The organism is Nostoc sp., assembly GCF_036917555.1.
In the GTDB taxonomy this organism is placed as follows: Bacteria; Cyanobacteriota; Cyanobacteriia; order Cyanobacteriales; family Nostocaceae; genus Nostoc.
Genome location: NZ_JBALDD010000023.1, coordinates 161,505 through 187,121, shown reverse-complemented (window position 1 = coordinate 187,121; position 25,617 = coordinate 161,505). Strand labels below are relative to the sequence as shown.

The following is a 25,617-nucleotide window of genomic DNA, read 5'->3' as shown; positions in this document are numbered from 1 at the left end:
TGGGGTGGAGAGAAGTGAGTAGGGTTCGGTTAGCTTGCTGAGTACTCTAGTATCACCGTATCTGTAAAAATATTTAGTTGCAAAAAACACAAATTATATTGCTTATTTTATCGGTTTTTTAGCCTTTTTCAACTGGATAGTTATTTCCGCCGTACTGTATTAACTTCTCATAAACTAACAGAGACCTAAGTATGAAGTTATGTAAACAAATTTCACAAACATAATAATAATTTGTAATAAATAATGATACAGCAGCATTGTATAAAGAGAACTTGGAAGTAAAAAACAACATCTTAATCAGGTTTTCCAGTCGTTCATAGAAGTTTGAAGTTTTTTAACAAAAGTTTTAATCTGAAAGCCTGGAGATCGTAAACTTATTTCTTGGGTGTCTGTTTTAAACCTTTCGTAACTCGTCAGGCAGTGCTGACATCAAAAATCAACTGAACCATTCAGTTTTCAGTCCAATTATTCTTAACCAAGCAAATTAGGAGATTTAACGCAATGGTTTTAGATGCATTTGCAAAAGTAGTTTCCCAAGCTGATACACGCGGCGAATATCTCTCCGATGCACAATTGGATGCTTTGAGCGAACTAGTCAAAGATGGTAACAAGCGTACAGATGCTGTTAACCGTATTACCAGCAATGCGTCAGCTCTTGTTGCTGCTGCGGCTCGTGATTTGTGGGCAGAACAACCCCAATTGATCACTCCCGGTGGTAATGCTTACACCAGCCGTCGTGCAGCTGCTTGTATCAGAGACTTGGACATCATTCTTCGCTATATCACCTACGCTATCTTTGCTGGTGATTCCAGCGTGCTAGATGACCGTGCCCTGAATGGATTGCGGGAAACCTACTTAGCATTGGGAACTCCAGGAGCTTCAGTTGCTGTTGGTATTCAGAAACTGAAACAAGCTTCTTTGGCAATTGTCAACGATACAAACAATATCACCAGAGGCGATTGCAGTGCTTTGTCATCTGAAATAGCTAGCTATTTCGATCGTGCTGCTGCTGCTGTAGCTTAAGCCAAGCAAGCATTGCTGATGTTGACTAAATAATTGTCCATTAGGACAAAACAAAATTTCAACCATAACGTTTGTAAAAGGGAAATACCAAAATGACAAAAACACCTCTAACTGAAGCAATTGCATCAGCTGATTCTCAAGGACGCTATCTCAGCAGCACCGAAATTCAAGTTGCTTTTGGTCGCTTCCGCCAAGCACCAGCTAGCTTACAAGCAGCAAAAGCATTGAGCGCCAATGCTCAACGGTTGAGCGAAGGTGCTGCCCAAGCGGTGTATAACAAGTACCCTTACACCACTCAACAACAAGGCCCTAACTTCGCGGCTGATGCACGCGGCAAAGGCAAGTGTGTACGTGATGTCGGCTACTACTTGCGGATTATCACATACGCTTTAGTTGTTGGTGGCACAGGCCCCTTGGATGATTTCTTGATTTCTGGCTTGGCTGAAATCAACCGGACTTTTGATCTGTCTCCTAGCTGGTACATTGAAGCTCTGAAGTACATCAAAGCTAACCACGGTCTCAGCGGCGATCCAGGTGTTGAAGCAAATTCCTACATCGACTATGTAATCAATACTCTAAGCTAGAGTGTTTCTTTAGCCCGGAGAGGAAATCAGCTCTTATGACAAGTAAGTTCTATGAGTTGTTTACCTCTCCGGGCAGTTTTTTAAGAAAAGCTAGCTGAAAACCCTGGAGAAAGAAGAACGTAGTTCTGTATTTTTTGCTTTAGAACAGGGATGAAAGCTACCGACGTAGCACGGTACTTGCTACAACTTTGGGAAAGTTCGCAACCCAGTGCCTATTTTAAGCTATTGTCAATTGGCACAATATTTTTGTCAGTACAAGATTTAAAAACCTACCCTCACACTGGGGAAAATATACGCCCGAAATAACGTAAGGAGATATCACTACGCCCTTATGGTAAATGTGGTGAGGCAGCGAGCGCAATTTTCTTCCTTGACGCTAGCGCAACGTAAAGCCTTCTCTTCTCCTTCTCCTGTCGGAGACGCTGCGTGAACAAAGACGCTAACGCGAACGAGAGGCTTCTCTTTCAGAGACGCTAACGCAAACGCCAACGGCATAGCTTCTTTACGAGACGTTACGCGAACGCTTAGAGCGAGTCCGCGTCCACTACGGGGAAGCAAGCTACGCGCAGTGTCTGGCAGAAAACGTCTGGAGGTTTCTTTCTCCCCCATGAGGGACTGCCAAATCGGTAGGGTGAGCCTAAGAACCTGTGGAAACAGGATATTAAGGCAGCAATTTCTTAAAATCACCTTGCTTTAGGTAAGGTGAGTGTCAATTTCAAAAAGACTGTTAAAAGACTAGAAAAATTTTCTAAAAAGTTTTCAGTTTTGCAGTAAAAACTGAGGAGGTTTAAAGATGGCAGCTTTGGGACAAGCAGCAAGATTAGGGATTGGAGCGTTTGAAAATTCAGCACCAGTAGAACTACGCCCTGATAGAACAGAAGCGGATGTGGCAGTGGTTATCCGGGCGGCTTACCGTCAGGTTTTGGGTAATGCATATCTACTAGAAGCAGATCGTCTAGAGAGTGCAGAATCACTGTTGAAGCAAGGTGCAATCACCGTTAGGGGATTTGTGCTAGCCATTGCTCAATCAGAACTCTATCGGGATAAGTTTTTCTACTCCAACTCCCAAACTCGGTTTATCGAGTTGAATTATAAGCATTTATTGGGGCGTGCCCCGGAAGATGAGTCAGAGATTTCGTACCATGTTGAGCTTTACAACTCACAAGGTTATGAAGCTGAGATTAATTCCTACATTGACTCATTAGAATATCAAGAGAGTTTTGGTGAAAATATTGTGCCCTACTATCGAGGCTTTAAAAGTCAAGTAGGACAGAAAAACGTTGGCTATAGCCGACTGTTCCAACTGTATCGGGGTTATGCCAATAGCGATCGCGCTCAAGGACAAAAACAAGGACGGCTAACCTGGGAAGTGGCTAAAAATCTTGCTTCACCCATTTACCCAGTCTCTGCCGGAGCCTTAACAGGTCTCTCTACAGGTGGTCGCGGCGAAACATACCGGATCAGAGTGCTACAAGCAGCTTCCCCATACTCAGCTGTAGTGCGGCGCAGTACTGCGGAATTGATCGTACCCTACGAGCAACTTTCTAGTAAATTGCAGCAGTTGAATCGCAAGGGCAGTAAGGTTATTAGCATTACAGCCGTATAAATAGGGAATCGGGAATTAAGTGAGGAGTTAGGAGTAAGGAGTGAGGAGTAAGGAGTGAGGAGTTAGAAGTTATGAGTTTTAAATTCCTAACTATACCCTTACCTTAACTTTTAACTCTTAACTCCTAACTCCTAATTTTTCCAACTACTAATTATAAAAGGAAAATTACCAATGGCTATTACAACAGCAGCTTCCCGTCTGGGAACAGAACCTTTTACCGATCAGTCTCCTGTGGAATTGCGTCCGAATGCAACCAAAGAAGACATTGAGAGAGTAATTGCTGCCGTCTATCGTCAGGTGTTAGGCAACAACTATATATTGGCATCTGACCGCCTGACAAGTGCTGAATCTATCCTGCGCGATGGAAAAAATACAGTGCAAGAGTTTGTGCGTCAAGTAGCTAAATCAGAACTGTACAAATCCAAATTTTTCTACGACAACTTCCAAACTCGTGTCATTGAACTGAATTACAAACATTTGTTAGGTCGTGCCCCTTATGATGAGTCTGATGTCGTCTATCACTTAGACTTGTATCAAACCAAGGGATATGAAGCCGACATTGATTCTTATATTGATTCGCCAGAGTATCAATCTAGCTTTGGTGAAAATATAGTGCCTTACTATCGCGGCTTTCAAACCCAAACAGGACAAAAAACTGTCGGATTTACCCGGATATTTCAACTTTATCGCGGCTATGCCAGTAGCGATACCTCCCAACTCAAAGGCAAAGACACCCGCCTTGCTAGCGAACTAGGTCGCAATAGTGCATCCGTCGTTGTTCCTCCCTCTGGTGCTTCCTCAGGCTTTTCATACGTTGCTTCTGAAAAAGGTGTTACCCCCAACAGTACTTTTGGTGGTGCGGGAACCTTTGGTAAAGAAGGCAGACTTTACCGGATTGAAGTGGCAGGTGTTTTTGGATCTGGGTATCCCAGCACACGCCGCGTCAATCAAGCGGTGGTTATACCTTATGAAGAACTATCTAGTTACTTCCAGAGAGTGTTAAAACAAGGTGGTAAAATAGCTAGTGTGAAACCTCTTTAGTCTCATTTGTCAATAGTCAATAGTCATTAGTCATTATTAAAGACAAAGAGAGAAGTCTGAGCGGAGGCTTCCTCCGATCAGAACTTCGGAGACTAATGACAATTTAAAATAGGGAATTAATTTTATGGTTGGGCCAATTAGTAGTAGAACGAGTAGTCGCTACTTTCGATATGAAGTAGTGGGTCTGCGGCAAAGCGAAGAAACTGAAAAAACCAACTATCCGATTCGTTCTAGTGCCACTGTGTTTTTCACAGTACCTGAGAACCGGATGAATCAAGAGATGCAGCGAATTACTCGTTTGGGTGGCAAAATAGTCAGCATTCAGCCATTGAACGCTGAAGCTAAAACAAATAGCGAACAAAGCGATCCTCCTTCTTCATAATGAATTCTAGTCCGCAGAAATTTGAAGATTTATCACCGACAGGTAACTCTGGTGATGGTGAATCTTTAACAGTAGAGCAAGCGATCGCTAATCTTGAGAGTGCAGATTTAGGTCTGCGCTTTTATGCTGCCTGGTGGTTGGGTAGGTTTCGGATATGTGAAGCAGCTGCGGTTACAGGATTAATTAAAGCGTTAGAGGATGAAGCCGACAGAACACCAGAAGGTGGATATCCTCTGCGACGGAACGCAGCTAGGGCTTTAGGGAAACTTGGCGATCGCCAGGCAGTCTCACCTTTAATTGCCTGTTTAGACTGCTCAGATTTTTATGTCCGGGAAGCAGCGGCACAATCTTTAGATATGCTGGGCGATCCGGTTTGTATTCCCGCCCTGAGCGAGCTATTAAAAGTAGGTTTGCAAAAAGAGCAGCTGATATCAAAACAGCCTGATTTATCTCAACCCTACGAGGCCATTTTAGAAGCCTTGGGAGCCTTGAGGGCGACTGAGTGCATCCCTTTGGTAAAACCATTTTTAGAGCATCCAATTGAATTGGTGCAATATGCTGCCGCACGAGCGATGTATCAATTAACCCAAGAACCAGTTTATGGAGAAAGGTTAGTAAAAGCTCTGGCAGGAGAAAAATTACAATTGCGTCGAGCAGTGTTAGCAGACTTGGGAGCGATTGGATATTTACCCGCAGCAGATGCGATCACCGAAACTCTTGCTGAAAATAGTCTAAAGCTAATTTCTCTTAAAGGATTACTAGAATATCAAATTAAGGACACAGCAACAAACACTTTGTCAGCAGGTGCGATTAAAGTGATAAATTTGATGGACTCGCTGTTGTAGTCATAATTTTCCATAAATTAGTTGTTATTAATACGTTTAAAGCAAATGTTTACCACATATAAACCTCCAACCCAATTGCAAAATCTGGGCTAGGGGGTTTATGTATGATGTCAACTACGGAGGACTTAAGCTACAATTGGCAGATCCTTAATGACTCTTAAAAAATTATTATGAATAACAGTGACCTTGCCCAAATATTAATTCGTGCTGTGGAAGAAGCAGACTCCTCGGATCGCTTATTAGACGCAGTTCAGGAGTTAGCGGCAGCTGGTATCGAGGAATCTGTTCCGACTCTGATTGCAGCTTTGGGCTACAACAATCCAGGGGCGGCAGTGGCGGCAGTAGATGGACTAATTGCGATCGGGGAAGCCGCAGTACCGTCACTATTGGAACTAATTGATGACTACAACTACAGTGCTAGGGCCTGGGCTATTCGTGCTTTAGCGGGAATTGGCGATGTTCGGGCGCTGGATACCTTGTTAGAGGCAGCAAAAAACGATTTTTCCTTAAGTGTGCGGCGGGCAGCTGCTAGGGGATTAGGTACTTTGCGTTGGCATCAACTACCTGGTGAGAAAGTAGAATCTGTTCAAACTCAGGTATTAGAGGCACTATTACTAATTTCTCAAGATCCAGAGTGGATAGTGCGCTATGCAGCAGTGACGAGTTTAGAAACACTAGCAATTGCTATAGCAGTCACTTTACCCGATCAAGCGTCACGAATTACAAATCAACTTCAGCAAATACTCGATACCGATGCCGATCTGGGAGTTCGCACCCGCGTAAAGTTTGCACTGCAAAAAATTCAACAGCAACAGCATCAAGAAGTTTTTGCACCGAAAAGAAAGCTAGAAGATACTGAAGTGTCTGAAATACCTCATCGTGGTGCTGGCAGACGGTAAATCACCAGACACCAACCGCGCTTGCGGTATGGTGTTATATTTGCCAATTCATCGAGGATAGCCTTCAGAATTCCGTAGGTTTCCAAGATCCAAATCTTTCTCGTGCGACGTGTACCTCTTAGCTTGGTTTTTGTAAAACTAACCAGGCGATAAAGACTGAATTTCTGCCTGGATATTGCCACGAGCAGATGGTTCGGCAAACTCTGACATTAAAGGCGTAAAGTAGATATGCGATCGCTGTAAAAATCTTTCTAAAATTTTCTGACGGCCTGTGATATAATCTGCCTCTGCTACCCAGCCATATTCCTGACGAATAGCATGGGCATATTCTTCATAATCAACTGGGTTAGTAGCCAAAATCGCTAAATCTGCATCAACTAGGACTTGGCTATCATAGTCATTGACCGCAGCTTGGTGGTCTTTAGTGTTCAGAATCAGACGGGTGACAGTAGTTATGATACTTTCTGGAATACCCAAATTACTCAGCAACTCAAAAGCATAGTCTGCACTTCGTTCTTCATTATCTTTGGCTTCAGTGTCATACACTACATCGTGAAACCAGGCAGCTAGTTGAACAGCAGTTAGGTTATTGGTGTAGCCTTGCAAAATCTGAATTATGCTGAGGACGCGATCGATGTGTTTCAGTGTATGGTAGTAGCGACCAGGGGTAGAGTAAGCCGCAACCAAGTGATTAAAGGCTTTCTCAGCCGCTACTTGGTCAACTGCAAAGGGTTGGAGTGTGTATTGCCAGTTAGAAAATAAAATATTCATGAAGTTTTCTGTAGGCATAGAGTGAGTAAGTAGGTCGGCGTAAATAATTATCGTTGGAATAAGGCAGTTCTTACTGGGGGCTATTAGCTGGGGGAAAGAGAGTTTGAGCCTTGTTTACTTTTTTTTACACAGTTTGGTTTTATTGTGCCGACTTACTTATACCCATTCTGAGTATTGGAAAAATAAGTCAATCCTGTTAAAACTTTGATGAGTAAATAAGTTTAGATGCGTTTGCGTTGCTATAGCAATTGATTTTTTTTTACGTATTTTTGACATTTTTTTCTTTTGTACTTTCTTGTTGAAAGAGACGTGCATATTCTAGAACTAGTATATACAAATAATTTTTCTAATTTTATACAAACAGTAACATAGTAAAATACGCTTACAAAATCAACATTTTGATACCAAGTAGTAGACTTTTATACTTTAAAGAAAGCTGTATATTTATGCAGTAGGAATAAATAAAAAATAAACCATGATTGACTTTAGTCTCACTCAAGAACAGCAGATGTTGCAATCACTTGCGCGTGACTTTGCTCAAAACGAGATTAGTCCTATTGTTCAGATAATTGAAGAGTCTAACAATCCAGAGATAGAACCTTGGGATTTCTGCAAACACTTGTTCCATAAGGGGACTGAATTAGGATTCACATCTTTGATGCTTCCAAAAGAGTTAGGAGGTGTAGGTGGGAAATGTATAGACTTGGCTGTAGTGTTAGAAGAAATAGGCGCTGTTGATGTCAGCATTGCTTGTAGTTACTTTAATCTCAACGCAGCTATGTCGTTGTTTGTCAGTAGAGTTACAACCCAAGAACAACAAAAACGAATACTATCTTTTGTCAATTCTGGAAAACCCCATCTATTCAGTGCCGCAGAGAGTGAAGCTCATGTCGCCACCTCAGATTTGTTTTGCCCGTTCCCAGACTCCAATATTGGGATAAAAACCTTTGCAGCACGCGAGGGCAATGCATACATTCTCAATGGAACAAAATCTCCGTTAGTTACAAATGGTGGGATTGCGGATGCCTACTTCATCATTGCCCGTACAGCGATGGATAAACCATTACACGAAAGTTTGTCTATCTTCTACGTTCCAGCAGATACGCCTGGGATTAAGTTTGGCAAAAAGACACAGATGATTGGTTGGAAAGCTTCTCATCATGCCGAGATTTGCCTGGATAACGTCTTAGTGCCTGTGGAAAACCTGATTGGACAAGAAGGCGAAGCCGGAAAACTACTGATGTTGCTTCCAGAAGTAGCTATTGGGCTGGCAGCTTCTTATGTTGGTTTGGCTCGTGCTGCTTATGAATATGCTTTGAATTATGCCAAGCGAAGAGTCAGTTGGGGCCGTCCCATTATTGAACATCAGGCAGTAGCTTTAAAATTAGCAGATATGATGATTAACACCCAGGCTGCACGACTAGTGGTATGGGATGCTGCTTGTACAGCAGAAACTTCTCCCCAACTTGCCGCAACAGTTAAAGCACCATCTGCCAAGACTTTTGCAGTAGATGTCGCAATCAAAAACGCACAAACAGCAGTTGAGATTCTTGGGGGTTATGGGGTGACAAAAGAGTGTTTGGCTGGCAAGTTTCTTGCCGATGCAACTATCGGGTATTCCTGTGACTTTACGCGAGAAGTCTTGCGTCTGGGTGTCGTAAACTTTTTATAATGGATTGAGGGGGAGCTGATTGCTCCCAATAGCGCGGCTCTTTCTCTTCATACTCTTTTTTTGGCGAAGGTATTGTAGTCATATCGTGTCTAGTTAAAGACTTATCATTAAGACCGCAGTTCTTGCTGGGGCACAAAGCTTGGGGAAAGAGGGTTTCTCGGTTTTTGCACAGATGTGGGAATTATAACTAATTAGCCGTACATGATATCAGAACTTTATTTCTTGATTTCAGCGCTAAAACGGTCACTACAAACCCAGCAAACTTAACTTGACAGATTACTAAATATGGTGACAGCTAAATGAAAGCGTCAAAATAGAAGACACAGGCTTTGTACAAAAAGCCTTGCCTTGATTAAGGAGTTTATTATCAGTGGTATTACAAGTACAAACAAGCACCTACGAAGCTAAAACCCAAGAAATTGCTAAACAACTTCTAGCAGCAACGCAGGAAAATCGTTCGTTTTTTTCTTCCCTGCGGGATCAAATGCGTTGGGATGATAAATTACTAGCTTGGGCAATGAGTAATCCTGGGTTGCGGGTGCAACTATTTCGCTTTATCGATACACTACCTGCTTTGCACAGTAAATCAGAAATTGCCTCACATTTACAAGAATATTTAGGCGATGAATCTGTAGAATTACCAGCAGCTTTGAAGGGGATGCTAAACTTTGCTAACCCCGACTCTATGCCAGGACAAGTTGCTGCTACAACCGTTGGTACAGCGGTTGAGACGCTTGCCCATAAATATATTTCTGGGGAAAATATTAAACAAGTTATCAAAACAGTTGAACGACTGCGAAAAGAAAAAATGGCTTTCACCATCGACTTACTTGGTGAAGCCGTAATTACCGAAGCGGAAGCGCAGTCTTATCTAGAACGCTATCTAGAATTAATGCAACAACTGGTGGAAGCATCAAAGAATTGGTCAGTTATTCCGGCTATTGATGAGGCTGATGGCGAACCTATACCAAAAATTCAGGTTTCTGTTAAATTAACGGCGTTTTATTCCCAATTTGACCCATTAGATGCTAAAGGTAGTGAGGAGCGAGTTAGCGATCGCATTCGGATTCTCTTACGTCGTGCTAAAGAGTTGGGCGCAGCTGTGCATTTTGATATGGAACAGTATGCCTATAAGGATATAACTCTCAGCATCCTGAAAAAACTCTTACTAGAAGAAGAGTTTCGGCAACGCACAGATATTGGCATCACAATTCAAGCATATCTGCGTGATAGCGAACAAGATACCGAAGACCTAATTTCTTGGTTGAAACAGCGCGATTATCCCCTAACAATTCGCTTGGTGAAAGGCGCATATTGGGATCAAGAAACTATTAAAGCAGCCCAGAAGCACTGGAAACAGCCAGTTTACAACGACAAAGTGGCAACTGATGCTAACTTTGAAACCATCACTCAGTTGTTGCTAGAAAATCATCAATATGTCTATTCTGCCATTGGTAGCCATAATGTGCGATCGCACTCTCGCGCCATTGCTATAGCTGAAAGTTTAAATGTCCCTCGCCGTCGCTTTGAATTACAAGTCCTCTACGGTATGGGAGATAAAGTTGCTAAGGCGTTGGTTGATAAAGGTTATCGGGTGAGAGTTTACTGTCCTTACGGTGAATTATTACCTGGGATGGCCTATTTAATTCGCCGATTGTTGGAAAATACGGCTAATAGTTCTTTTTTACGCCAAAATCTCGAAAATCATCCAATTGAGGAATTATTGGCGCCGCCGATTGTCAAAGAGGAGAAGAACTCTTTAACTCCTGACTCTGATTTCCTCGGTGCTGCTGATACCGATTACGCTGAGGAAGAGGTGAGAACGAAGGTGGCACAAGCTTTCCAACATGTTCGTCAACAGTTGGGTAAAACTTATTTACCGTTGATTAATGGGGAGTATGTTAATCCGCCGGAATTTGTTGATTCTCTCAATCCTTCTAATTTCAGTGAGGTAATTGGTAAAGTTGGATTGATTAGCGTTGAACAGGCAGAACAGGCGATCCAAGCTGCGAAAGCGGCGTTTCCTGGATGGAAGAAAACACCAGCTAAACAACGCGCTGATATTTTGCGGAAAGCGGGTGATTTGATGGAACTCCGCCGCGCCGAACTTTCAGTTTGGATAGTTTTGGAAGTTGGAAAACCAGTTAAGGAAGCTGATGGAGAGGTTTCGGAAGCGATAGACTTTTGTCAGTACTACGCTGACGAGATAGAACGGTTAGATAAAGGTGTGAATTACGACATACCTGGTGAAACTAATCATTATATTTACCAGCCACGGGGTATTGCTGTGGTGATTTCTCCCTGGAATTTTCCGCTAGCGATCGCTTGTGGAATGACTGTTGCAGCTTTGGTTTCTGGTAATTGCACTCTCCTCAAACCTGCGGAAACATCTTCTGTGATTGCTGCAAAACTCACAGAAATCTTGGTAGAGGCTGGTTTTCCTAAAGGTGTATTTCAATACGTACCGGGTAAGGGTTCGCAAGTCGGCGCTCATTTGGTAAATCATCCAGATACTCATGTAATTGCTTTTACAGGTTCCCAGAAAGTAGGTTGTAAAATTTACGCAGAAGCGGCAACGCTGAAACCCGGACAGAAACACATGAAACGCGTGATTGCTGAAATGGGTGGTAAGAATGCCATTATTGTCGATGAAAGTGCTGATTTAGACCAAGCTGTTGTGGGGGTAGTGCAGTCGGCATTTGGTTATAGCGGCCAAAAATGTTCTGCCGCTTCCAGGGTAATTGTGCTGCAACCGATTTATGATGCCTTTGTGCAACGGTTGGTAGAAGCGACAAAATCCTTGAACATTGGGGAAGCAGAGTTACCGAGTACACAAGTTGGGCCAGTAATTGATGCTAATGCCCGCGATCACATCCGCGAGTATATTGAGAAGGGTAAGGCCGAAGCAGAAGTAGCGTTGGAATTACCAGCACCCGAACAAGGATATTTTATCGGCCCAGTTATTTTTAGTGAAGTATCGCCAAATGCGGTAATTTCCCAGGAAGAAATTTTTGGCCCTGTGCTGGCGGTAATTCGGGTGAAAGATTTCCAGGAAGCGTTAGCAGTCGCCAACGGTACAAATTACGCCTTAACTGGCGGACTTTATTCTCGAACGCCTTCGCACATTCAGCAGGCGCAGGTAGAATTTGAAGTCGGGAATTTGTACATCAACCGCAATATTACCGGAGCGATCGTTGGACGGCAACCCTTTGGTGGATTTAAACTTTCTGGAGTAGGTTCTAAAGCAGGCGGCCCTGATTACTTACTGCAATTTTTAGAACCACGCGCGCTGACAGAAAATATTCAACGTCAAGGTTTTGCACCAATTGAAGGAGCAGATTAAACTAACGTGAATTCTACGGCTCATATAGTGTCCGTCTAATTAGCACAATCAAAACACCTCTCCCTGATTTTACTACGTCAAATCTTCCCTCTCCAACTCCAAGAGGGACAGACTTCAACTTTATTTCAAGGCAGGGAGAGGTTCATCAAACTCACGTTAAACTACAATAGGTAGTAACCTAAAAGAGAGTTTCATGAGTAATTTAGTTATAAAAGTTGCTGAATTACCTAAAGATTTTCCGGCAATTCAAGCAATTAGAAAATCAGTTTTTCAAGAAGAACAAGGGGTAGATCCCGCTTTAGAATTTGATGGTAAAGATGAAATATCCGATCATCTAATTGCTTATTTAAATGTAGAAGTTGTGGGTACTGCCAGAATCAGATATTTAGATGATAAAACTGCCAAAATAGAAAGGTTAGCTGTTTTATCGACAGTTAGAGGGCAAGGTATTGGTAAGAAAATTATGGAAAATGCCCTACAGGTGATAGCTAACCAAAATATTCCAGAAGTAGTGATTCATGCTCAAGAATATGTGAAAGATTTATACAAAAAACTCGATTTTGTCGAAGAAGGAGAAATATTTGAAGAAGCTAGTATTCTCCATGTGAAAATGAGAAAAATATTTTCACAGTTAAAGTAAAATTATTTAGTATATTTTTTTACTAAATGTTCATGCAAAAATTTATTTTTATGAGCAATTAACTCAAATATTTCATCAGGATTGACTCTAGCTGGACTATCTGAATTGGCTTGACAAGGTAGTCATTAACACTACCTGGCAGCATGACAATTTCCTCCTCTAAAGGTTCACTAAAGGTCATCATTACAATCGGTAAATGTTCCCGATAAGGCTCTTTTCTAAGGATATTCAGCAAATTCCAGATATGAATATCCTTTACTAACTGGAAATCAAAAAAAACTAAATCTGGTTGGAAGCTTTCTACCTGTTTCAAAAAGTCGTTACTATTATCTATCCACTTGACTTGGTAGCCAATTGTGTGGAGATAATCTTGCAACACTGTTGCTGTGTTTTCCTCTTCTTCTACAAGCAAAATAGTTTTATTTGTGGGGATGACTGGAGAAGATGAGAATAAGGAGGATAAGGTAAAATTTGCTTCCTTATTTCCCAGATGCTCTGGATTTGGTAAAAACAGAGTGAACTGACTGCCCTTTCCTAAAGTTGATGTTACGGTAACATCTCCACCATGTAAACGCGCTAATTTACGCGTTAAGGCTAAACCCAAACCAGTGCCTTCATACTGACGATTTAACCGACTGTCAAGCTGTTTAAACGGTTCAAATAGAAATTGAAACTGACTTGAGTCTATACCAATACCAGTATCTGAAACTGTAAACGTTATCCCTTGTGGCACTTTTTTGACTACCAGCGATACTTCACCTGCTGGGGTGAATTTAATGGCATTGGTGAGCAAGTTGAGTAGCATTTGCTTGATGCGCCGCTCATCAGCAATACAAATATCCGCTTCTAGGTCAATTTTATGCGTGAGTTGCAATCCCTTTTCTGAGGCGCGATCGCGCACTGTCCAGATGGCATAATTACATATATCTGCCACTGACAAAGATGATAGTAACAGTTCCTGTTTACCTGCTTCTACCTTAGATAAGTCAAGGATATCGTTAATCACTGCCAGCAGATGTTCACCACTACTATATATACAACTTACATATTCGTTCTGCTTTTCATTCAGAGAGCCGACTATTTCTTGTTGCAGTAACTGTGACAAACCCATAATCGCATTGAGAGGCGTCCGCAACTCATGGCTCATAGTTGCTAAAAATTCACTTTTTGCCCGACTGGCAGCTTCTGCTGCTTCTTGAGAGGCGCGTAGTTTTAACTCTGTTTGCTTACGTTCAGTAATATCCTCAATCATCGCTAGAAAAAACTCAGGCTCACCATTGCTGCCTGGTATAACAGAAACAGAGATATGAGTCCAAACTAAGTTACCATTTTTATGCAGGCAGCGTCTTTCTATCTCAATACGATGTCTTTCGACAAGTTGTTCCTGACTTTTGGAAGGTTGTAAACCGTCCCTCGAAGTTCTCTTTAAATCTGTGCGAATTCCTGACATCAGTTGTTTGTAAAGTTTTAAATCCTCCCTTTCTATGGAAATGTAATTTGTAAAGTACTTGCCGTATAACTCTTCTCGGCTATATCCTAAAATCTCGCACAGTGCCAGATTAGTATCGACTATCTGCCCTTTCATATCTATCAGGCCAATGCCGATAGAGGAACGCTCAAAAATCGCCCGAAATTGTGCCTCACTCTGTCGCAGTGCTGACTGTACGACGTTTCGCTCGCTCGCTTCTATAGCCAGCGTCACAAAATCTGCAATTGAGCCAGCAAAACTCTCTTCTTCTAAAGTCCATTGGCGACCTTCGCCTATGTGTTCGTGACACACTACGCCTACCAAATGACCCTCTAGCCAAATTGGTGCATCTAGTATAGATGTGATGCCCAAAACTGAAAGATAAGACTCGGATAATTCTTGGGTTCTGGTATCGTTTCTAGCATCATCTGCGGCAATGGTACGTTCCTCTTCTAAAGCCTGGAAATAAGCAGGAAAATTTGTTTTTAAAAGCGAATTACCAAAGATATGCTCCTTAGTCCTGACATCATACAAATTAATGCATTCAATTTTTGAACGTTCTTCATTATATAACCATACCCCCACTCGCTCTACTAACAGCGTCTGAGCAGCAGTTTCTGTGATTTCTCTCAACACCGCATTGAGATTACCTTGCTGAAATGTCTTGCTTCTTGCCAGTTGCACCAGTGTCTGACTTTGTTTTCGCCGACTATTTTCTCTGATTCGTAAAGCCTCTTGGGCCTGGTTGTGCTTTGTAATATCTCTAGCTGACACGACCTGCATTTGTTGCCCTCAAGAAGAAATAATTTGGACTTGCAGTTCTACGGTAAAAGTAGAACTGTCTTTGTATAACTACAATTACTTGATATAGTTTTTCATAACCGGAAAGTATAATTTTTCTAATTAAATTTTATAATTCTGGCTAATTAGTTATAAGCTAGATTTTGCTGATTACTTCTGTTACTTCATACCAGTGATTTTTGCCAGGGGATAATTAGCATTTAAAGTAATTTCACTATTAAGTAATTCTACTATCCAGTAGTACAAGTAGTATAGTACTTTTAATTTGAAACTGGGGAGTGCTAAAGACTTTTCTTAATACCCAATCCCTAGTACCGCAAGGCAAAAGTCAAAAGTCAAAAGTTTGTATATCAAGGCTTTTGCTTGTTTAAAATGGTGGCTTGATATTTGCTGCGCTGTACTAGTACAATTTCTTGCTTAGTACTGACTAACAAAATACCCTTGATTCTCCTAGAGAAAGATACCTAATGACTCAAATTCTGCCAAACTTAAGGTAACGGCAGCTTTTGTGGAGGTGGAGCGATGACAGATAGTGATGTAAGAATTGTTTCCCTGATTCCTGGTGGAACAGAGATTTTAGCGACACTAGGGTTGGTTAATGCTATTGTGGGGCGATCGCACGAATGTGATTACCCTCCAGAAATCCTCAATCGCCCCATTTGTACCCAAGCACGTTTAAACAGTGATGCTCCCAGCAGCCAAATTCACGACGAAGTGAACAATTTATTGCAATCTGCTCTTAGTATTTATGAAATCAAAACAGATGTTTTAGAGCAATTGCAGCCTACTCACATTCTCACTCAAGACCAGTGTGATGTTTGTGCTGTTAGCTTAGACGATGTTGAAAAGGCAGTTGCGACACTCATTGACAGTAAACCTCAGATTATTTCTTTACAACCCAATATTCTCCAGGATGTTTGGGCTGACATTGAGCGAGTCGGCAACACCTTTGGCGTAGACTCGGTAAAAGTCTTAGAAAATTTAGAAGCTCGCGTCAAAATTTGTCAGCAAAAAATCCAAGGACTTTCTTTAGATGAACTACCTACTGTCGCCTGTATCGAGTGGACTGATCCTCTGATGGTCGCCGCTAATTGGATTCCTGAATTAGTTAACTTAGCAGGAGGACAGTCTTTGTTTTGCGCTACAGGTCAGCCTTCTCCGATCTTGCCGTGGGAAACACTATTAACAACGAATCCAGATGTAATTGTTTTTATGCCTTGTGGCTTTGATTTAAATCGCACTCGCCAAGAAGCCAAGTTATTAACTCAACGTCCAGAGTGGGAAAAACTACATGCTACCGAAGCTGGTAGAGTCTACATTACTGATGGCAATTCTTACTTCAATCGTCCAGGGCCGCGACTGGTAGATTCTCTAGAGATTTTGGCAGAAATTTTGCATCCAGAAATTTTTCAATACGGCTACAAAGGAACTGCTTGGGAAGGTTTGTAAAGAAGAATTCAGAACTCAGGAGTCAGAATTCAGTAAACCTCTTGCAAAAGTCCCCTAAACCCCTCCCCGCAGGCGGGGAGGGGTTCTTATTTTGGATTTATGCAAGAAGTCTAGTATGAATTCAAGTCTGGCTGAGTGAGATTGGTTCAAAACCTTGGTGCGTTCCAATCGCCCACAAAGACTAATTCTAATTCCTGGATTCTGAATTCTTCTCTAAGGTGTTTGTTCAGAATCTGCCGATGGTTCATTGTTAAATAACAGCAGGCGTGCAGCAAGAATGGCAAATCCGACAGCCGCGATCGCTTTTAAAACACGTGTAGGTAATAATTCGGCTACTGCACCCCCTGCTAACGATCCCAACAGGCTTGTCAACAGCAATGCGCCTGCTGCACCAAAAAATACTGCACGTGGAGAATTAGAACGTCCTGAAAGTGCGATCGCCGCTAGCTGACTTTTGTCACCCAATTCTGATAAAAAAACCGTAATAAAGCTCAGTCCTAAAAGATGCCAATCCATATTATTTAAGGGGGGAAAAATCAATTTAAAACTTGTACTGAGCTTGTCGAAGTATTCAAAACTTGTACTGAGCTTGTCGAAGTATTCAAAAAAAGATTGGGAGAGATGTAAGTTTAGCTTCTCGTAAGGCGGGAGATGAGGAGAATAATAACTCCTAACTCCTAACTCCTAACTAACCTTGTAATACATTCCAAAATAGCATTAGGGAAATTACCAACAACATCACGCCGGCTGATTTTTCTACAGTTTTCGGGCTGAGTCGATTGGCTATCCAACTACCTAAAAGTACACCTAATAAGCTGGTAGTTATTAGCGCCGCCGCAGAACCGATAAATACCACCCACGGCGAATGAGATTGTGCGCTCATTAACAGAGTGGATAGCTGAGTTTTATCTCCAATTTCTGCTAGAAAAATGGTTACAAAAGTCGTACTAAAAACTACTAGCACTGATTGCTGCTTTTGAGGACTATCGGCAATTACAGGCTGAACCAAGGGAGCGATCGCGGGAGTTAAGTTAAAATCATTGCTGTCTTCCAATTTTAGCTCGATCTCAGTGTGAGATATGCCAGAAATCTCCAAAGGTACAGAGTCAAGTTTCACAAGCAGTAGTTTTGGTTGCTAGGGTCTTTTCATATTTCTATCATTTTCTCAGATTTTTGTCATAAATTGCAACCCCACACAAAAAAAGCAGGTTGGGTGTCAAAGATCAACAGCTTTGTCGAAGCGTAGTATTTCTAAACTGCGATCGCCATAAACTCCTTCTATTTGCTGGCGACAGCAGTCAATAGCAAAATCGTTGACTTCTTCTGGTTCAACCCCATACATATCTTGAAACACTTCTGATTCCACACGGCAAAAGCGCGGACGATTAGGGTAAATGCGACATTCTCGCGTGGTATGGTCAAAATTAACGCACCATCCGCCTTCGCCTACCATGCTGAGGTAGAGTTCTAGTTCTGGTGGAGAGAGATACTCTTCCAAATCTGGACGCTCTGCTGGATCGAGATTACAGCAGGCTCCACATTGTTTTACACATTGCCAAGTTGACATTTTGGATTAGGGAATGGGGCATAAGGAGAGAATAACCTAATTCCCAATGCCCAATGCCCCATTCCCAATCTCCCTATTTTACGTTTTTATGTCTTTTCTTATAATTTTGTTAAGTAAATTAAATATAACAGGCCATAGCCAGATATGATCGATTTCGGGTTTTCTAATTAAGTTATTGAATTTTTTAAGACTATTGGGAGGAGAAAAGGAAAAATGTTTGACTCTTTGTTTAACGCTTTTACCAGTATCAATTGGGAAGTTATTTTCCAATTGCTGTCCGTGGCACTAATTGTAATTGCTGGCCCAGTGGTAATCTTTTTGCTGGCATTTCGCAACGGCAACCTATAAGAGTGCTGAGTGCTGACTAAAGAATTAACAGTTAAGAGTTAGGAGTGAGAAGTGAATTAAGAATTCATAACTCATAACTCATAACTCAGCACTCAGTACTGATAATGTCTGAAGGGCAGCTTGGATAATATTGTCATACTGTGGTTGAGAAATATCGACCTCTTTAGCGTTTTGACGATTAGTGCCCAGCAAACCAATTATATGTCCTGGCTGGATGGCTAAAACTTTGCCTTCAGAATTTCTAATTCTTAATTCTGCTTTAATACCATTTTTATAGAAACCACAAGTATATTGTTGCTGGTTGTACTCAAATGTGGTGCTTGACTGGATAGGTGGCGAAGCAAAAAATTGTGGAATCTGAATTGGCAGTCTGACACCTATTAACTCTAGCTCGATGGTGGTGTTACCGTTAAAGTAATTTTCTCGCAGTTTGTAAGCGATATCCACTCGCAATGGTAGGTGGAAATAGTCGCCCCAACGCCAAGCGATCGCTTTAATTTTATACTGCTGATTATCTATAGTTTGGGCAACTGTCAGTTTGATGTGACCCTTGCCAACGATTTTTTGCTCAACCACTTGGACATTAGGTGTCCAGAAAACTGGATCGGGGTTGTCCATACCGCAGGGATGTAGAGCATTAAGCTGTTGATAAAGCTGCTGATTGAGATGATTGAGGTTGACTTCGGCATCAATTTTGAGTAGAGGCTTAAGATGTTGGGGTTCAAGACACTGGTTAGCAAACTCAATCAAACGCGATCGCAACACCTGTAAATTTTCTGCTGGTAGAGAGAATCCTCCGGCTGCTTTGTGTCCACCAAATTTGCCTAGTAAATCGTGACAATATTCCAAAGCTTCAAATACATGAAACTCTGGAATTGAGCGTGCTGAACCGCGTATATGTCCCTCATCTTCATAAGTCCCGATAAACACGGGAACACCGTAGCGTTCTACCAAGCGGGAGGCGACTATGCCAATAACACCATGATGCCAATTGGGTTGAACAACAATTAATACACGGTCATCTTGTAGAGAAGCAACAAATTCTGTCTCTACATAAGCGATCGCTTCTTGTTCAATTTGCTGACACATCTCCTGGCGAGAGGCGTTGACTTGTTCGCACTGCATTGCTCTTTCCAGCGCCACTCCCATATCATCTGTAGTCAGCAATTCAATCACAGTCTGGGGATTACCAATCCTACCAATAGCATTAATTCGCGGCCCCAGACGAAACCCAATATCTTCAGGCTTTAGCGATTTGGGACTAGGGACTGGGGATGGAAGCTTTTCCCTATCTCCCCCTGATTTCTCATCTCCCCTCGCCTGCACCCCACCCACCTGAATTAACGCCTGCACTCCAGGTAAGTGGGATTTGGGTAAATGCTGTAAACCGCGTTTCACCCAGCGGCGATTTACACCAGTTAAGGGGGCTAAATCTGCGATCGTTCCCAGCGTAAACAGTGCTAGCATCGGCTTAATTAAACCCTTAGTCTCCCCTAGCTGTTGTGCTAGAGATACTGCCAAAATATAAGCAACACCAACACCAGCAACACCCCGATAAGGTGAGGATTCAGCTATTAGTTTGGGGTTAAGGATAGCGTTAGCTGGCGGTAATTTTTGGGGGATATCATGATGATCGGTGATAATCACTGCAAGACCAAGTTCTCTAGCTCTAGCAACTGGTTCAAACGCAGAGATACCATTATCTACAGTCAGAATTAATCCCACACCTTCGCTGTGAAATTCTTCAACTATGCGTTTATTAATACCGTAGCCTTCGTGCATCCGGCTGGGGATAGCATAATCTACTTGTGCGCCTAAAGTGCGGAGACTACGCAAAAGTAGAGCAGTGCTGGTCATCCCATCAGCATCGTAGTCACCACAAATAGCAATTTTTGTTTGAGAAGCGATCGCATTTTGCAACAACTCTAAACTAATCGCCAAATCGGGGAAATCTTCTAACGGCGAAGGCAAAATTAAAGACTCTGGATCTAAAAATGCTTGTACCTGTTCTGGTGTTTCCATACCCCGATTAATCAACAACTGGCTGACAATCGGGGAAATATTTGTCAAAACCGCCAGATTTTGGGCAAATTCTGGTTTTTGTGGATAAATCTGCCAGCGCTGATCGGGTAAGCGCTTGCGAGGCTTTGAGAGTTCAGATACAGGTCGGTCTAGCACAATAAAAGTTAGGAGTTAGGAGTAGAGAGGCGATTAATAGCGTCTCTACAGGAGTTATGAGTGTTGAATTGAAAGTTATTTCTTAACTCATAACTAATAACATTAATTTGCTATCTAAAACAGGTTTATCCTACCATCATCCATAATATACAACGAGCGATCGCCAGGAGAGCGCCAAGTCGGACGCAGTTCAAGCCGCAATGTGCCAAAATTAGGTTTCGAGACAATTGCTTGTAACGATAAACCCTTTTCGCTCCAAAATATCAGAGATGTATTTGGCTCTGTACCCTCTATTTGTTCTAAATTTAATTTTTGCCCTGGACTCAAGGATATTGCATCAGTCCCGGAAGGTTTTTGGATTTTAATCAAGTTAGGTGTGCTATTTATAACTTCAACTTGGATGTGTTGCCCAGGTGTCAACTGAATTGGGTGCGACCCACACTTAGAGGCACAAGTTCGAGCTAAAGTGGCACTGGGATTATTGATTAATGCAACTAGAACGGTAGCTGTAATTAAAGCAAATGACAGAGGTTTAAACATCATACACAGTATAAGTACTAAACTGAAATATTACTTCAATTTAGTACTGTCAAGCCTCAGCATATTTTCCAGAATTACTAAAGAAACCTGCGCCTCCGTTGGAGACTTACGTTAAAGAAGGAGAAGGAGGTAAGGCAAACGGTTCGGATAAGACTTGATTTGCCTTAACTACCCGTGGCAATATTTGAGACAAATAATCTGTGTTTGGACATGAAATTTAAGGTGTGTTGACTAGGTATTTAAATAAGTCGTCAATTATTGAAGTCTACTTTAGCCCCAATCTCATATTGCCTACCCGTTCAGGCTGGAATGTACTGTTATCAAAAGCAATCCCAGTCACAGGGGTAAATGAGGTACTGTAGTTTGCGTAGAGTGATACTGGCTCAATGGGTTGATAGACAGTGCCTACACGTGGACTGAATGCATCTCTTGACACGCTTGTTTCTGTGTTTGTAATAAAAGCAGTTGCAGCAGGTGTCAAACCTAAAATTAAACCCTCATTACCATCAAATAATTCAACCGTTGGCAACCCTACATCACCCGTAACTGTCACCCGGATAGTATTTGCATCCAGATTTGTGACAGTTATCTCAGTAATACCCTCAACCGGGTTTTGGGAACGGAATGTAAACCCATCGCCACTGGGTAAACGCAGTTGAGCATTAGGAATATCTACAATAAAGTTATTGTCAGCACTGCGATTTGTGATTTGTAACTTTTCTCCCTGAGTCGTCTGTAAAATCACCTCCACCCCTTTTGGGATTAGCTTTCACCGCAGTCAGCTGTACAACTTCTGGTGCTGGGACGCTCAACTTCACTCAATTGCTGAATTTTTTGAGTCAGCAGAGGTTGGAAATTTTCCTGGCTTGGACTTCCTGCTTCTCAACCGTTGATTTAATTTCTGCCCGTTGTATTCATCTGTGGTTACGCCACAAAGGAGAACGCAAAATTGCAACGGGTGATACCATTCAGGAATTTTCAACAACACATCATCGTCATATTCACAGTCTAAAATTTTCAGCTTGAGATAGGGATACACTTCAATATCCCGTACATAACCTTTTCCCAGTTGTCTGGGTACTTGATGGAGAATTTCAAATAGCTCTAATTTTGGTTTTTGTGGGCTGTTGTAGTTAGCTTCTGCCCACAGTTCCCGATCCTCTTTCATCGTCAGAGTGATGGTCATGACTGGTAGATCTTGAAAAATTAATGATATTTATTTTCAATAATCTTACCGCGATCGCCTTGAGATCGGAGTTTACCGAGAAATTAAAGAAGAAGGACAAAAAGTCATGGCTAATGCCATTTCTCGACTATTGAGTAAGCGGCTTGGACAACTCTATCTAAATCCCAGATTGTACGCGCCACAGACTAGCATAGATACAATTGAGACTCAGTAACTCCTTGTGCTTACCCTGCTCAACAATTTGACCGTTATCCATCACATATATACAATGACTGTGGCGAATTGTGGAAAGACGATGAGCGATCGCTATAGTTGTCCGATTTTGGGTAATCATAGCCAGCGATTTCTGAATAGCCGCTTCAGTTTCATTATCTACCGCAGAGGTCGCTTCATCCAAAATTAAAATAGGTGGATCTTTGAGAATAGTACGGGCGATCGCAATTCGTTGTCTTTGACCACCAGAAAGTTTCTGACCTCTTTCACCGACAATGGTATTGTATCCTTGGGGTAGTTGCAGGATAAATTCATGAGCTTGGGCTAATTTGGCAGCATCGATGATTTCTTCATTACTTGCATCAAAACTGCCATAAGCAATATTTTCTGCCACCGTACCGTGAAATAAAAATACATCCTGACTCACCCAACCAATACAACGCCGCAGTTCTAAGAGTTGTAACTCTCGAATATCGATACCATCAACCAGGATTTGTCCACCTTGGACTTCGTAAAAGCGTAGCAGTAGTTTGACAAGGGTACTTTTACCAGAACCCGTTGCACCAACAATCCCAATATTTGCACCTGGGGAAATATGCAATGATAAATCTTTGAGTACATTGGTGCGATCGCTGTATGCAAAGGTGATATTGTCAAATTGCACCTCACCACGTACTTTTGGTAAAGAACGGTTTCCTGTGGGAATAGCAATAGGAGTATCTAACAACCCCATCACTCTACGGACAGAAGCCATAGCCCGTTGATACTCATCCATGACGGAACTCAAAGTAGCAAATGGCCACAGTAATTGCTGCACAATCAGCACTATGAAACTATAGTTTCCTACAGTTAACTGATTATTCGCTACTGCAACCCCACCAAAAAATAGTGTAGCGATGAAACCTAGTACAACTATGAATCGAATCACCGGGAAAAACGCAGCAGAAACAGTGATAGCTTCACGATTACTGCGACGATAAGCTTCACTTTCAGAGAGGACACGACTTTGTTCGTAGGTTTCAGCAGTGAAACTTTTAATTGTGGCAATCCCTGAGAGGTTATTGGCTAAACGGCTATTGATGAATCCAGCTTTGTCTCGGACATCTGCATAACGCAGAGCTAGTCGTTTTTGGAATGCTAATGAACCCCAGAAAATCAAGGGTATGGGTAGTATTGCTAACCACGCTCCATTGGGAGCGATAAGAGTAAATGAGCCGCCGACAACTAAAACTGTGGTGATAAATTGCAGAATTTCCGCAGCCCCAGAATCGAGAAACCGTTCTAATTGATTAATATCATCGTTTAAAATTGATAGGAGTGTGCCTGTAGAGTGTTCCTCAAAGTAGCTCAGTTCTAGTTCTTGTAAATGGCTATAGGCATCAAGACGCAGTTCGTGCTGGATGGTTTGAGCTAAATTACGCCACAGGCGAGTATATAAAAATTCAAATAGCGACTCCGAACTCCAAATGAATAATGCTAATAATGATAGTATCGCCAGTTGTCCAATGATGTTGGTTATGCCGACTTTGGCAATTAGGGAATTTTCTTTTTCCACCACGACATCTATAGTTTGGGCAATTAAATAGGATGGCGCTAGGTCGAAGATTTGATTGATTATGGTAAAGGTTACAGCACTCCATACTTGAGAGTGGTAGTCTCTGGCGTAGTCCAATAAACGCAAGAGTGGATGCTTTTTATAAGTTGGGGAAGAATGCATGGTGATGTGTATGTTTTATAGCTGAATCCTTACGATTTAATTTTTCAAAATTATTAAAGATTTTGAGTGCTTAGTTTCAATCAGGCAAAAAATTACAATCAGAAAATAATCCTCCACTCTTTTGAAAGTCAATCAAAAATTTAAGAACCAGTCAAGAACTATTTTAATTCTATAATTTTTATGAATACTAATTAATTTTTTGATAAACTTTATAAATTTCTAAATCTCAAGTATAATAATCAACTAAATCAAGTTGAATTAATCAAATTAGAAAATTATTATTTCAATCATTTTCTCAAATTTCCTTTACAATTATCTTACAAGTTAATTTTTCAACAATATTTTGGTCATTAGTTTAAGGCGCGTTGACTAAATATTTATACAAATCATCAATGACAGCATCGGCAGCAAGCAAGTTTGAGCCGCTCCAAGTCTCTGTATCTACAAAATGCACTTGACCTTGCTGAATTGCTCGGAGTTTTCTCCAAAGTGACTTTTGTTGCAATTTTTCCAGAGCTTTTCTATCACTATCTCTACCAATTGTAATGAACAAAATGTCACCATCTATTTCTTCTAACCTCTCCTCAGAAATGTTAAAAATCCGATCGCCATCAGTTAAAATAACATTTTGTGATTTTGGTCGTTGCAGTCCAACATCATCAAGAATAGAACCGATGAATGAACTCTTCACCCAACTTATTATTCCATAGCCACCAACAACAGAAACAACAGATATTTTCTTATCTTTATATTGATTATTTAAGGCTGTTTTCAATTTCTCAATTCGCTGAAAATAGGAATTCCAGGCTTGTTTATATTCCTCCTCTTTCCTCAATACTTCAGCTAGAAATTTAAAGTGCTCTTTCCAAGATGACGTACCTTGCCACGGAATAATTGCTGTAGGGCTAATTTGAGAAAGAAGAGGATAAATTTTGCGAATCTCTTCCCAACCCAAGATTAGATCAGGTTTTAAGAAAGCTATTCTCTCTAGATTTGGCTCATATTGGCTACCTAATTGTTTTATTCCTTGTGTTTCATTCTTTAGATACGCAGGGAATTTATTTTGCAAATCGTTTGATGCTGAAGCGCTACCAATTGGTTGAACTCCCAGAACAAGTGCATCAGCTAGAGTGAAGTGAGAAATGGCAACAAGACGTTCGGGGTAGTTGGGAACACAGATTTCTCCCATCGCATGTTGCACGGTTCGGCAATTCTCAACGGGCTGCTTATAGTGGGTCATACTGGTGTTATTGGTTGTGTTACAAGCCGAAACCAGTATCACTGTCAAGATACTCAAAAGTATCAGATGGGTGAGGCGACGAAAAGAAATACTCATAATCTAAC

The 25,617-nt window shown here is 41.6% G+C and carries 23 protein-coding genes and 1 pseudogene; 12 read left to right on the top strand and 12 right to left on the bottom strand.

What is annotated here, in order from left to right; genetic code table 11:
- The first annotated feature begins 501 nt into the window (after positions 1-501).
- Positions 502-1,023 (top strand): phycocyanin subunit beta, encoded by a 522-nt coding sequence (locus V7K60_RS09400; protein WP_322673570.1) that lies wholly within the window; start codon positions 502-504, stop codon positions 1,021-1,023.
- Between the two features lie 92 nt (positions 1,024-1,115).
- A complete protein-coding gene (gene cpcA, locus V7K60_RS09395) occupies positions 1,116-1,607 on the top strand; it encodes a phycocyanin subunit alpha (RefSeq protein WP_334817912.1) in 492 nt (163 codons plus the stop codon).
- 321 nt (positions 1,608-1,928) lie between these two features.
- Here cpcA and V7K60_RS09390 read toward each other — a convergent pair whose 3' ends face one another.
- Positions 1,929-2,216, bottom strand: a complete 288-nt coding sequence (locus V7K60_RS09390) for a hypothetical protein (RefSeq protein ID WP_334924876.1) — start codon at positions 2,214-2,216, stop codon at positions 1,929-1,931.
- Positions 2,217-2,400: 184 nt separating this feature from the next.
- Between V7K60_RS09390 and V7K60_RS09385 the strand changes: the two genes are divergently transcribed.
- The 5 genes from V7K60_RS09385 to V7K60_RS09365 all read left to right on the top strand — a co-directional run bounded on the left by V7K60_RS09385 (position 2,401) and on the right by V7K60_RS09365 (position 6,380).
- Complete coding sequence (locus V7K60_RS09385; RefSeq protein ID WP_334924874.1) at positions 2,401-3,213, top strand: phycobilisome linker polypeptide; 813 nt, start codon at positions 2,401-2,403, stop codon at positions 3,211-3,213.
- A gap of 171 nt (positions 3,214-3,384) precedes the next feature.
- The gene (locus tag V7K60_RS09380; protein ID WP_334924872.1) at positions 3,385-4,254 is read left to right on the top strand and encodes a phycobilisome linker polypeptide; all 870 of its coding nucleotides are present in this window, start codon (positions 3,385-3,387) and stop codon (positions 4,252-4,254) included.
- A gap of 124 nt (positions 4,255-4,378) precedes the next feature.
- Complete coding sequence (locus V7K60_RS09375; RefSeq protein WP_292741676.1) at positions 4,379-4,636, top strand: phycobilisome linker polypeptide; 258 nt, start codon at positions 4,379-4,381, stop codon at positions 4,634-4,636.
- Positions 4,636-5,481, top strand: a complete 846-nt coding sequence (locus V7K60_RS09370) for a HEAT repeat domain-containing protein (RefSeq protein WP_334924870.1) — start codon at positions 4,636-4,638, stop codon at positions 5,479-5,481. Before V7K60_RS09375 ends, V7K60_RS09370 begins: the two co-directional genes overlap by 1 nt.
- A 170-nt stretch (positions 5,482-5,651) precedes the next feature.
- The gene (locus tag V7K60_RS09365; RefSeq protein ID WP_334924868.1) at positions 5,652-6,380 is read left to right on the top strand and encodes a HEAT repeat domain-containing protein; all 729 of its coding nucleotides are present in this window, start codon (positions 5,652-5,654) and stop codon (positions 6,378-6,380) included.
- Positions 6,381-6,518: 138 nt separating this feature from the next.
- Here V7K60_RS09365 and V7K60_RS09360 read toward each other — a convergent pair whose 3' ends face one another.
- Positions 6,519-7,169: an HD domain-containing protein gene (locus tag V7K60_RS09360; protein ID WP_334924866.1), complete on the bottom strand. Its 651-nt coding sequence runs from the start codon at positions 7,167-7,169 to the stop codon at positions 6,519-6,521.
- A gap of 457 nt (positions 7,170-7,626) precedes the next feature.
- Here V7K60_RS09360 and V7K60_RS09355 point away from each other — a divergent pair, with 457 nt between their 5' ends.
- The 3 genes from V7K60_RS09355 to V7K60_RS09345 all read left to right on the top strand — a co-directional run bounded on the left by V7K60_RS09355 (position 7,627) and on the right by V7K60_RS09345 (position 12,806).
- Positions 7,627-8,823, top strand: a complete 1,197-nt coding sequence (locus V7K60_RS09355) for an acyl-CoA dehydrogenase family protein (RefSeq protein WP_334924864.1) — start codon at positions 7,627-7,629, stop codon at positions 8,821-8,823.
- A gap of 370 nt (positions 8,824-9,193) precedes the next feature.
- A complete protein-coding gene (pruA, locus tag V7K60_RS09350) occupies positions 9,194-12,166 on the top strand; it encodes an L-glutamate gamma-semialdehyde dehydrogenase (protein ID WP_334924862.1) in 2,973 nt (990 codons plus the stop codon).
- A 193-nt stretch (positions 12,167-12,359) separates the two neighbouring features.
- Entirely contained in the window at positions 12,360-12,806 is a 447-nt protein-coding gene (locus tag V7K60_RS09345; RefSeq protein WP_334924860.1) for a GNAT family N-acetyltransferase, read from the top strand.
- 58 nt (positions 12,807-12,864) lie between these two features.
- On the opposite strand, the gene V7K60_RS09340 is transcribed toward V7K60_RS09345, so the two are convergent.
- A complete protein-coding gene (locus V7K60_RS09340; protein ID WP_334924858.1) occupies positions 12,865-15,057 on the bottom strand; it encodes a hybrid sensor histidine kinase/response regulator in 2,193 nt (730 codons plus the stop codon).
- A 540-nt stretch (positions 15,058-15,597) separates the two neighbouring features.
- On the opposite strand from V7K60_RS09340, the gene V7K60_RS09335 reads away from it, so the two are divergent.
- Entirely contained in the window at positions 15,598-16,524 is a 927-nt protein-coding gene (locus V7K60_RS09335) for a cobalamin-binding protein (protein WP_334924856.1), read from the top strand.
- Between the two features lie 213 nt (positions 16,525-16,737).
- Here V7K60_RS09335 and V7K60_RS09330 read toward each other — a convergent pair whose 3' ends face one another.
- The 3 genes from V7K60_RS09330 to V7K60_RS09320 all read right to left on the bottom strand — a co-directional run bounded on the left by V7K60_RS09330 (position 16,738) and on the right by V7K60_RS09320 (position 18,091).
- Complete coding sequence (locus V7K60_RS09330) at positions 16,738-17,040, bottom strand: TMEM165/GDT1 family protein (protein ID WP_099100177.1); 303 nt, start codon at positions 17,038-17,040, stop codon at positions 16,738-16,740.
- A gap of 172 nt (positions 17,041-17,212) precedes the next feature.
- Complete coding sequence (locus V7K60_RS09325) at positions 17,213-17,641, bottom strand: TMEM165/GDT1 family protein (RefSeq protein WP_334924854.1); 429 nt, start codon at positions 17,639-17,641, stop codon at positions 17,213-17,215.
- A gap of 99 nt (positions 17,642-17,740) precedes the next feature.
- Positions 17,741-18,091, bottom strand: a complete 351-nt coding sequence (locus V7K60_RS09320; protein ID WP_334924853.1) for a YkgJ family cysteine cluster protein — start codon at positions 18,089-18,091, stop codon at positions 17,741-17,743.
- 213 nt (positions 18,092-18,304) lie between these two features.
- Between V7K60_RS09320 and psb30 the strand changes: the two genes are divergently transcribed.
- Positions 18,305-18,439: a photosystem II reaction center protein Ycf12/Psb30 gene (psb30, locus tag V7K60_RS09315; RefSeq protein WP_199784655.1), complete on the top strand. Its 135-nt coding sequence runs from the start codon at positions 18,305-18,307 to the stop codon at positions 18,437-18,439.
- 78 nt (positions 18,440-18,517) lie between these two features.
- Here the strand turns inward: psb30 and V7K60_RS09310 are convergent, their stop codons facing one another.
- From V7K60_RS09310 to V7K60_RS09280, 6 genes and pseudogenes are all read right to left on the bottom strand, one after another.
- Positions 18,518-20,617 (bottom strand): single-stranded-DNA-specific exonuclease RecJ, encoded by a 2,100-nt coding sequence (locus tag V7K60_RS09310; protein WP_334924851.1) that lies wholly within the window; start codon positions 20,615-20,617, stop codon positions 18,518-18,520.
- Positions 20,618-20,731: 114 nt separating this feature from the next.
- Positions 20,732-21,157 carry a hypothetical protein gene (locus V7K60_RS09305; protein ID WP_334925522.1) on the bottom strand — a complete coding sequence of 142 codons (426 nt, stop codon included), beginning with the start codon at positions 21,155-21,157 and terminating at the stop codon, positions 20,732-20,734.
- 265 nt (positions 21,158-21,422) lie between these two features.
- A pseudogene (locus V7K60_RS35190) lies at positions 21,423-21,948 on the bottom strand (TonB-dependent receptor domain-containing protein); the annotation flags it as partial.
- Positions 21,949-21,971: 23 nt separating this feature from the next.
- Positions 21,972-22,343 carry a hypothetical protein gene (locus V7K60_RS09290; RefSeq protein ID WP_334924849.1) on the bottom strand — a complete coding sequence of 124 codons (372 nt, stop codon included), beginning with the start codon at positions 22,341-22,343 and terminating at the stop codon, positions 21,972-21,974.
- Positions 22,344-22,500: 157 nt separating this feature from the next.
- On the bottom strand, positions 22,501-24,273 hold the full coding sequence (locus V7K60_RS09285) for an ABC transporter ATP-binding protein (RefSeq protein ID WP_334924848.1): 1,773 nt from the start codon (positions 24,271-24,273) through the stop codon (positions 22,501-22,503).
- Between the two features lie 355 nt (positions 24,274-24,628).
- Positions 24,629-25,609 (bottom strand): iron-siderophore ABC transporter substrate-binding protein, encoded by a 981-nt coding sequence (locus tag V7K60_RS09280; RefSeq protein WP_334924847.1) that lies wholly within the window; start codon positions 25,607-25,609, stop codon positions 24,629-24,631.
- Between the last annotated feature and the right edge of the window lie 8 nt (positions 25,610-25,617).

Excerpts from the sequence above, each read along its gene's own strand:
- V7K60_RS09335 (WP_334924856.1), top strand. The coding sequence starts at position 15,598 with ATGACAGATAGTGATGTAAGAATTGTTTCCCTGATTCCTGGTGGAACA.
- V7K60_RS09280 (WP_334924847.1), bottom strand. The coding sequence starts at position 25,609 with ATGAGTATTTCTTTTCGTCGCCTCACCCATCTGATACTTTTGAGTATC.
- psb30 (WP_199784655.1), top strand. The coding sequence starts at position 18,305 with ATGTTTGACTCTTTGTTTAACGCTTTTACCAGTATCAATTGGGAAGTT.
- V7K60_RS09365 (WP_334924868.1), top strand. The coding sequence starts at position 5,652 with ATGAATAACAGTGACCTTGCCCAAATATTAATTCGTGCTGTGGAAGAA.
- V7K60_RS09360 (WP_334924866.1), bottom strand. The coding sequence starts at position 7,169 with ATGCCTACAGAAAACTTCATGAATATTTTATTTTCTAACTGGCAATAC.
- V7K60_RS09330 (WP_099100177.1), bottom strand. The coding sequence starts at position 17,040 with ATGGATTGGCATCTTTTAGGACTGAGCTTTATTACGGTTTTTTTATCA.
- V7K60_RS09345 (WP_334924860.1), top strand. The coding sequence starts at position 12,360 with ATGAGTAATTTAGTTATAAAAGTTGCTGAATTACCTAAAGATTTTCCG.
- V7K60_RS09370 (WP_334924870.1), top strand. The coding sequence starts at position 4,636 with ATGAATTCTAGTCCGCAGAAATTTGAAGATTTATCACCGACAGGTAAC.
- V7K60_RS09320 (WP_334924853.1), bottom strand. The coding sequence starts at position 18,091 with ATGTCAACTTGGCAATGTGTAAAACAATGTGGAGCCTGCTGTAATCTC.
- V7K60_RS09340 (WP_334924858.1), bottom strand. The coding sequence starts at position 15,057 with ATGCAGGTCGTGTCAGCTAGAGATATTACAAAGCACAACCAGGCCCAA.
- V7K60_RS09355 (WP_334924864.1), top strand. The coding sequence starts at position 7,627 with ATGATTGACTTTAGTCTCACTCAAGAACAGCAGATGTTGCAATCACTT.
- V7K60_RS09305 (WP_334925522.1), bottom strand. The coding sequence starts at position 21,157 with ATGTTTAAACCTCTGTCATTTGCTTTAATTACAGCTACCGTTCTAGTT.
- V7K60_RS09375 (WP_292741676.1), top strand. The coding sequence starts at position 4,379 with ATGGTTGGGCCAATTAGTAGTAGAACGAGTAGTCGCTACTTTCGATAT.
- V7K60_RS09285 (WP_334924848.1), bottom strand. The coding sequence starts at position 24,273 with ATGCATTCTTCCCCAACTTATAAAAAGCATCCACTCTTGCGTTTATTG.
- V7K60_RS09290 (WP_334924849.1), bottom strand. The coding sequence starts at position 22,343 with ATGACCATCACTCTGACGATGAAAGAGGATCGGGAACTGTGGGCAGAA.
- V7K60_RS09400 (WP_322673570.1), top strand. The coding sequence starts at position 502 with ATGGTTTTAGATGCATTTGCAAAAGTAGTTTCCCAAGCTGATACACGC.
- V7K60_RS09390 (WP_334924876.1), bottom strand. The coding sequence starts at position 2,216 with ATGGGGGAGAAAGAAACCTCCAGACGTTTTCTGCCAGACACTGCGCGT.
- V7K60_RS09380 (WP_334924872.1), top strand. The coding sequence starts at position 3,385 with ATGGCTATTACAACAGCAGCTTCCCGTCTGGGAACAGAACCTTTTACC.
- V7K60_RS09385 (WP_334924874.1), top strand. The coding sequence starts at position 2,401 with ATGGCAGCTTTGGGACAAGCAGCAAGATTAGGGATTGGAGCGTTTGAA.
- cpcA (WP_334817912.1), top strand. The coding sequence starts at position 1,116 with ATGACAAAAACACCTCTAACTGAAGCAATTGCATCAGCTGATTCTCAA.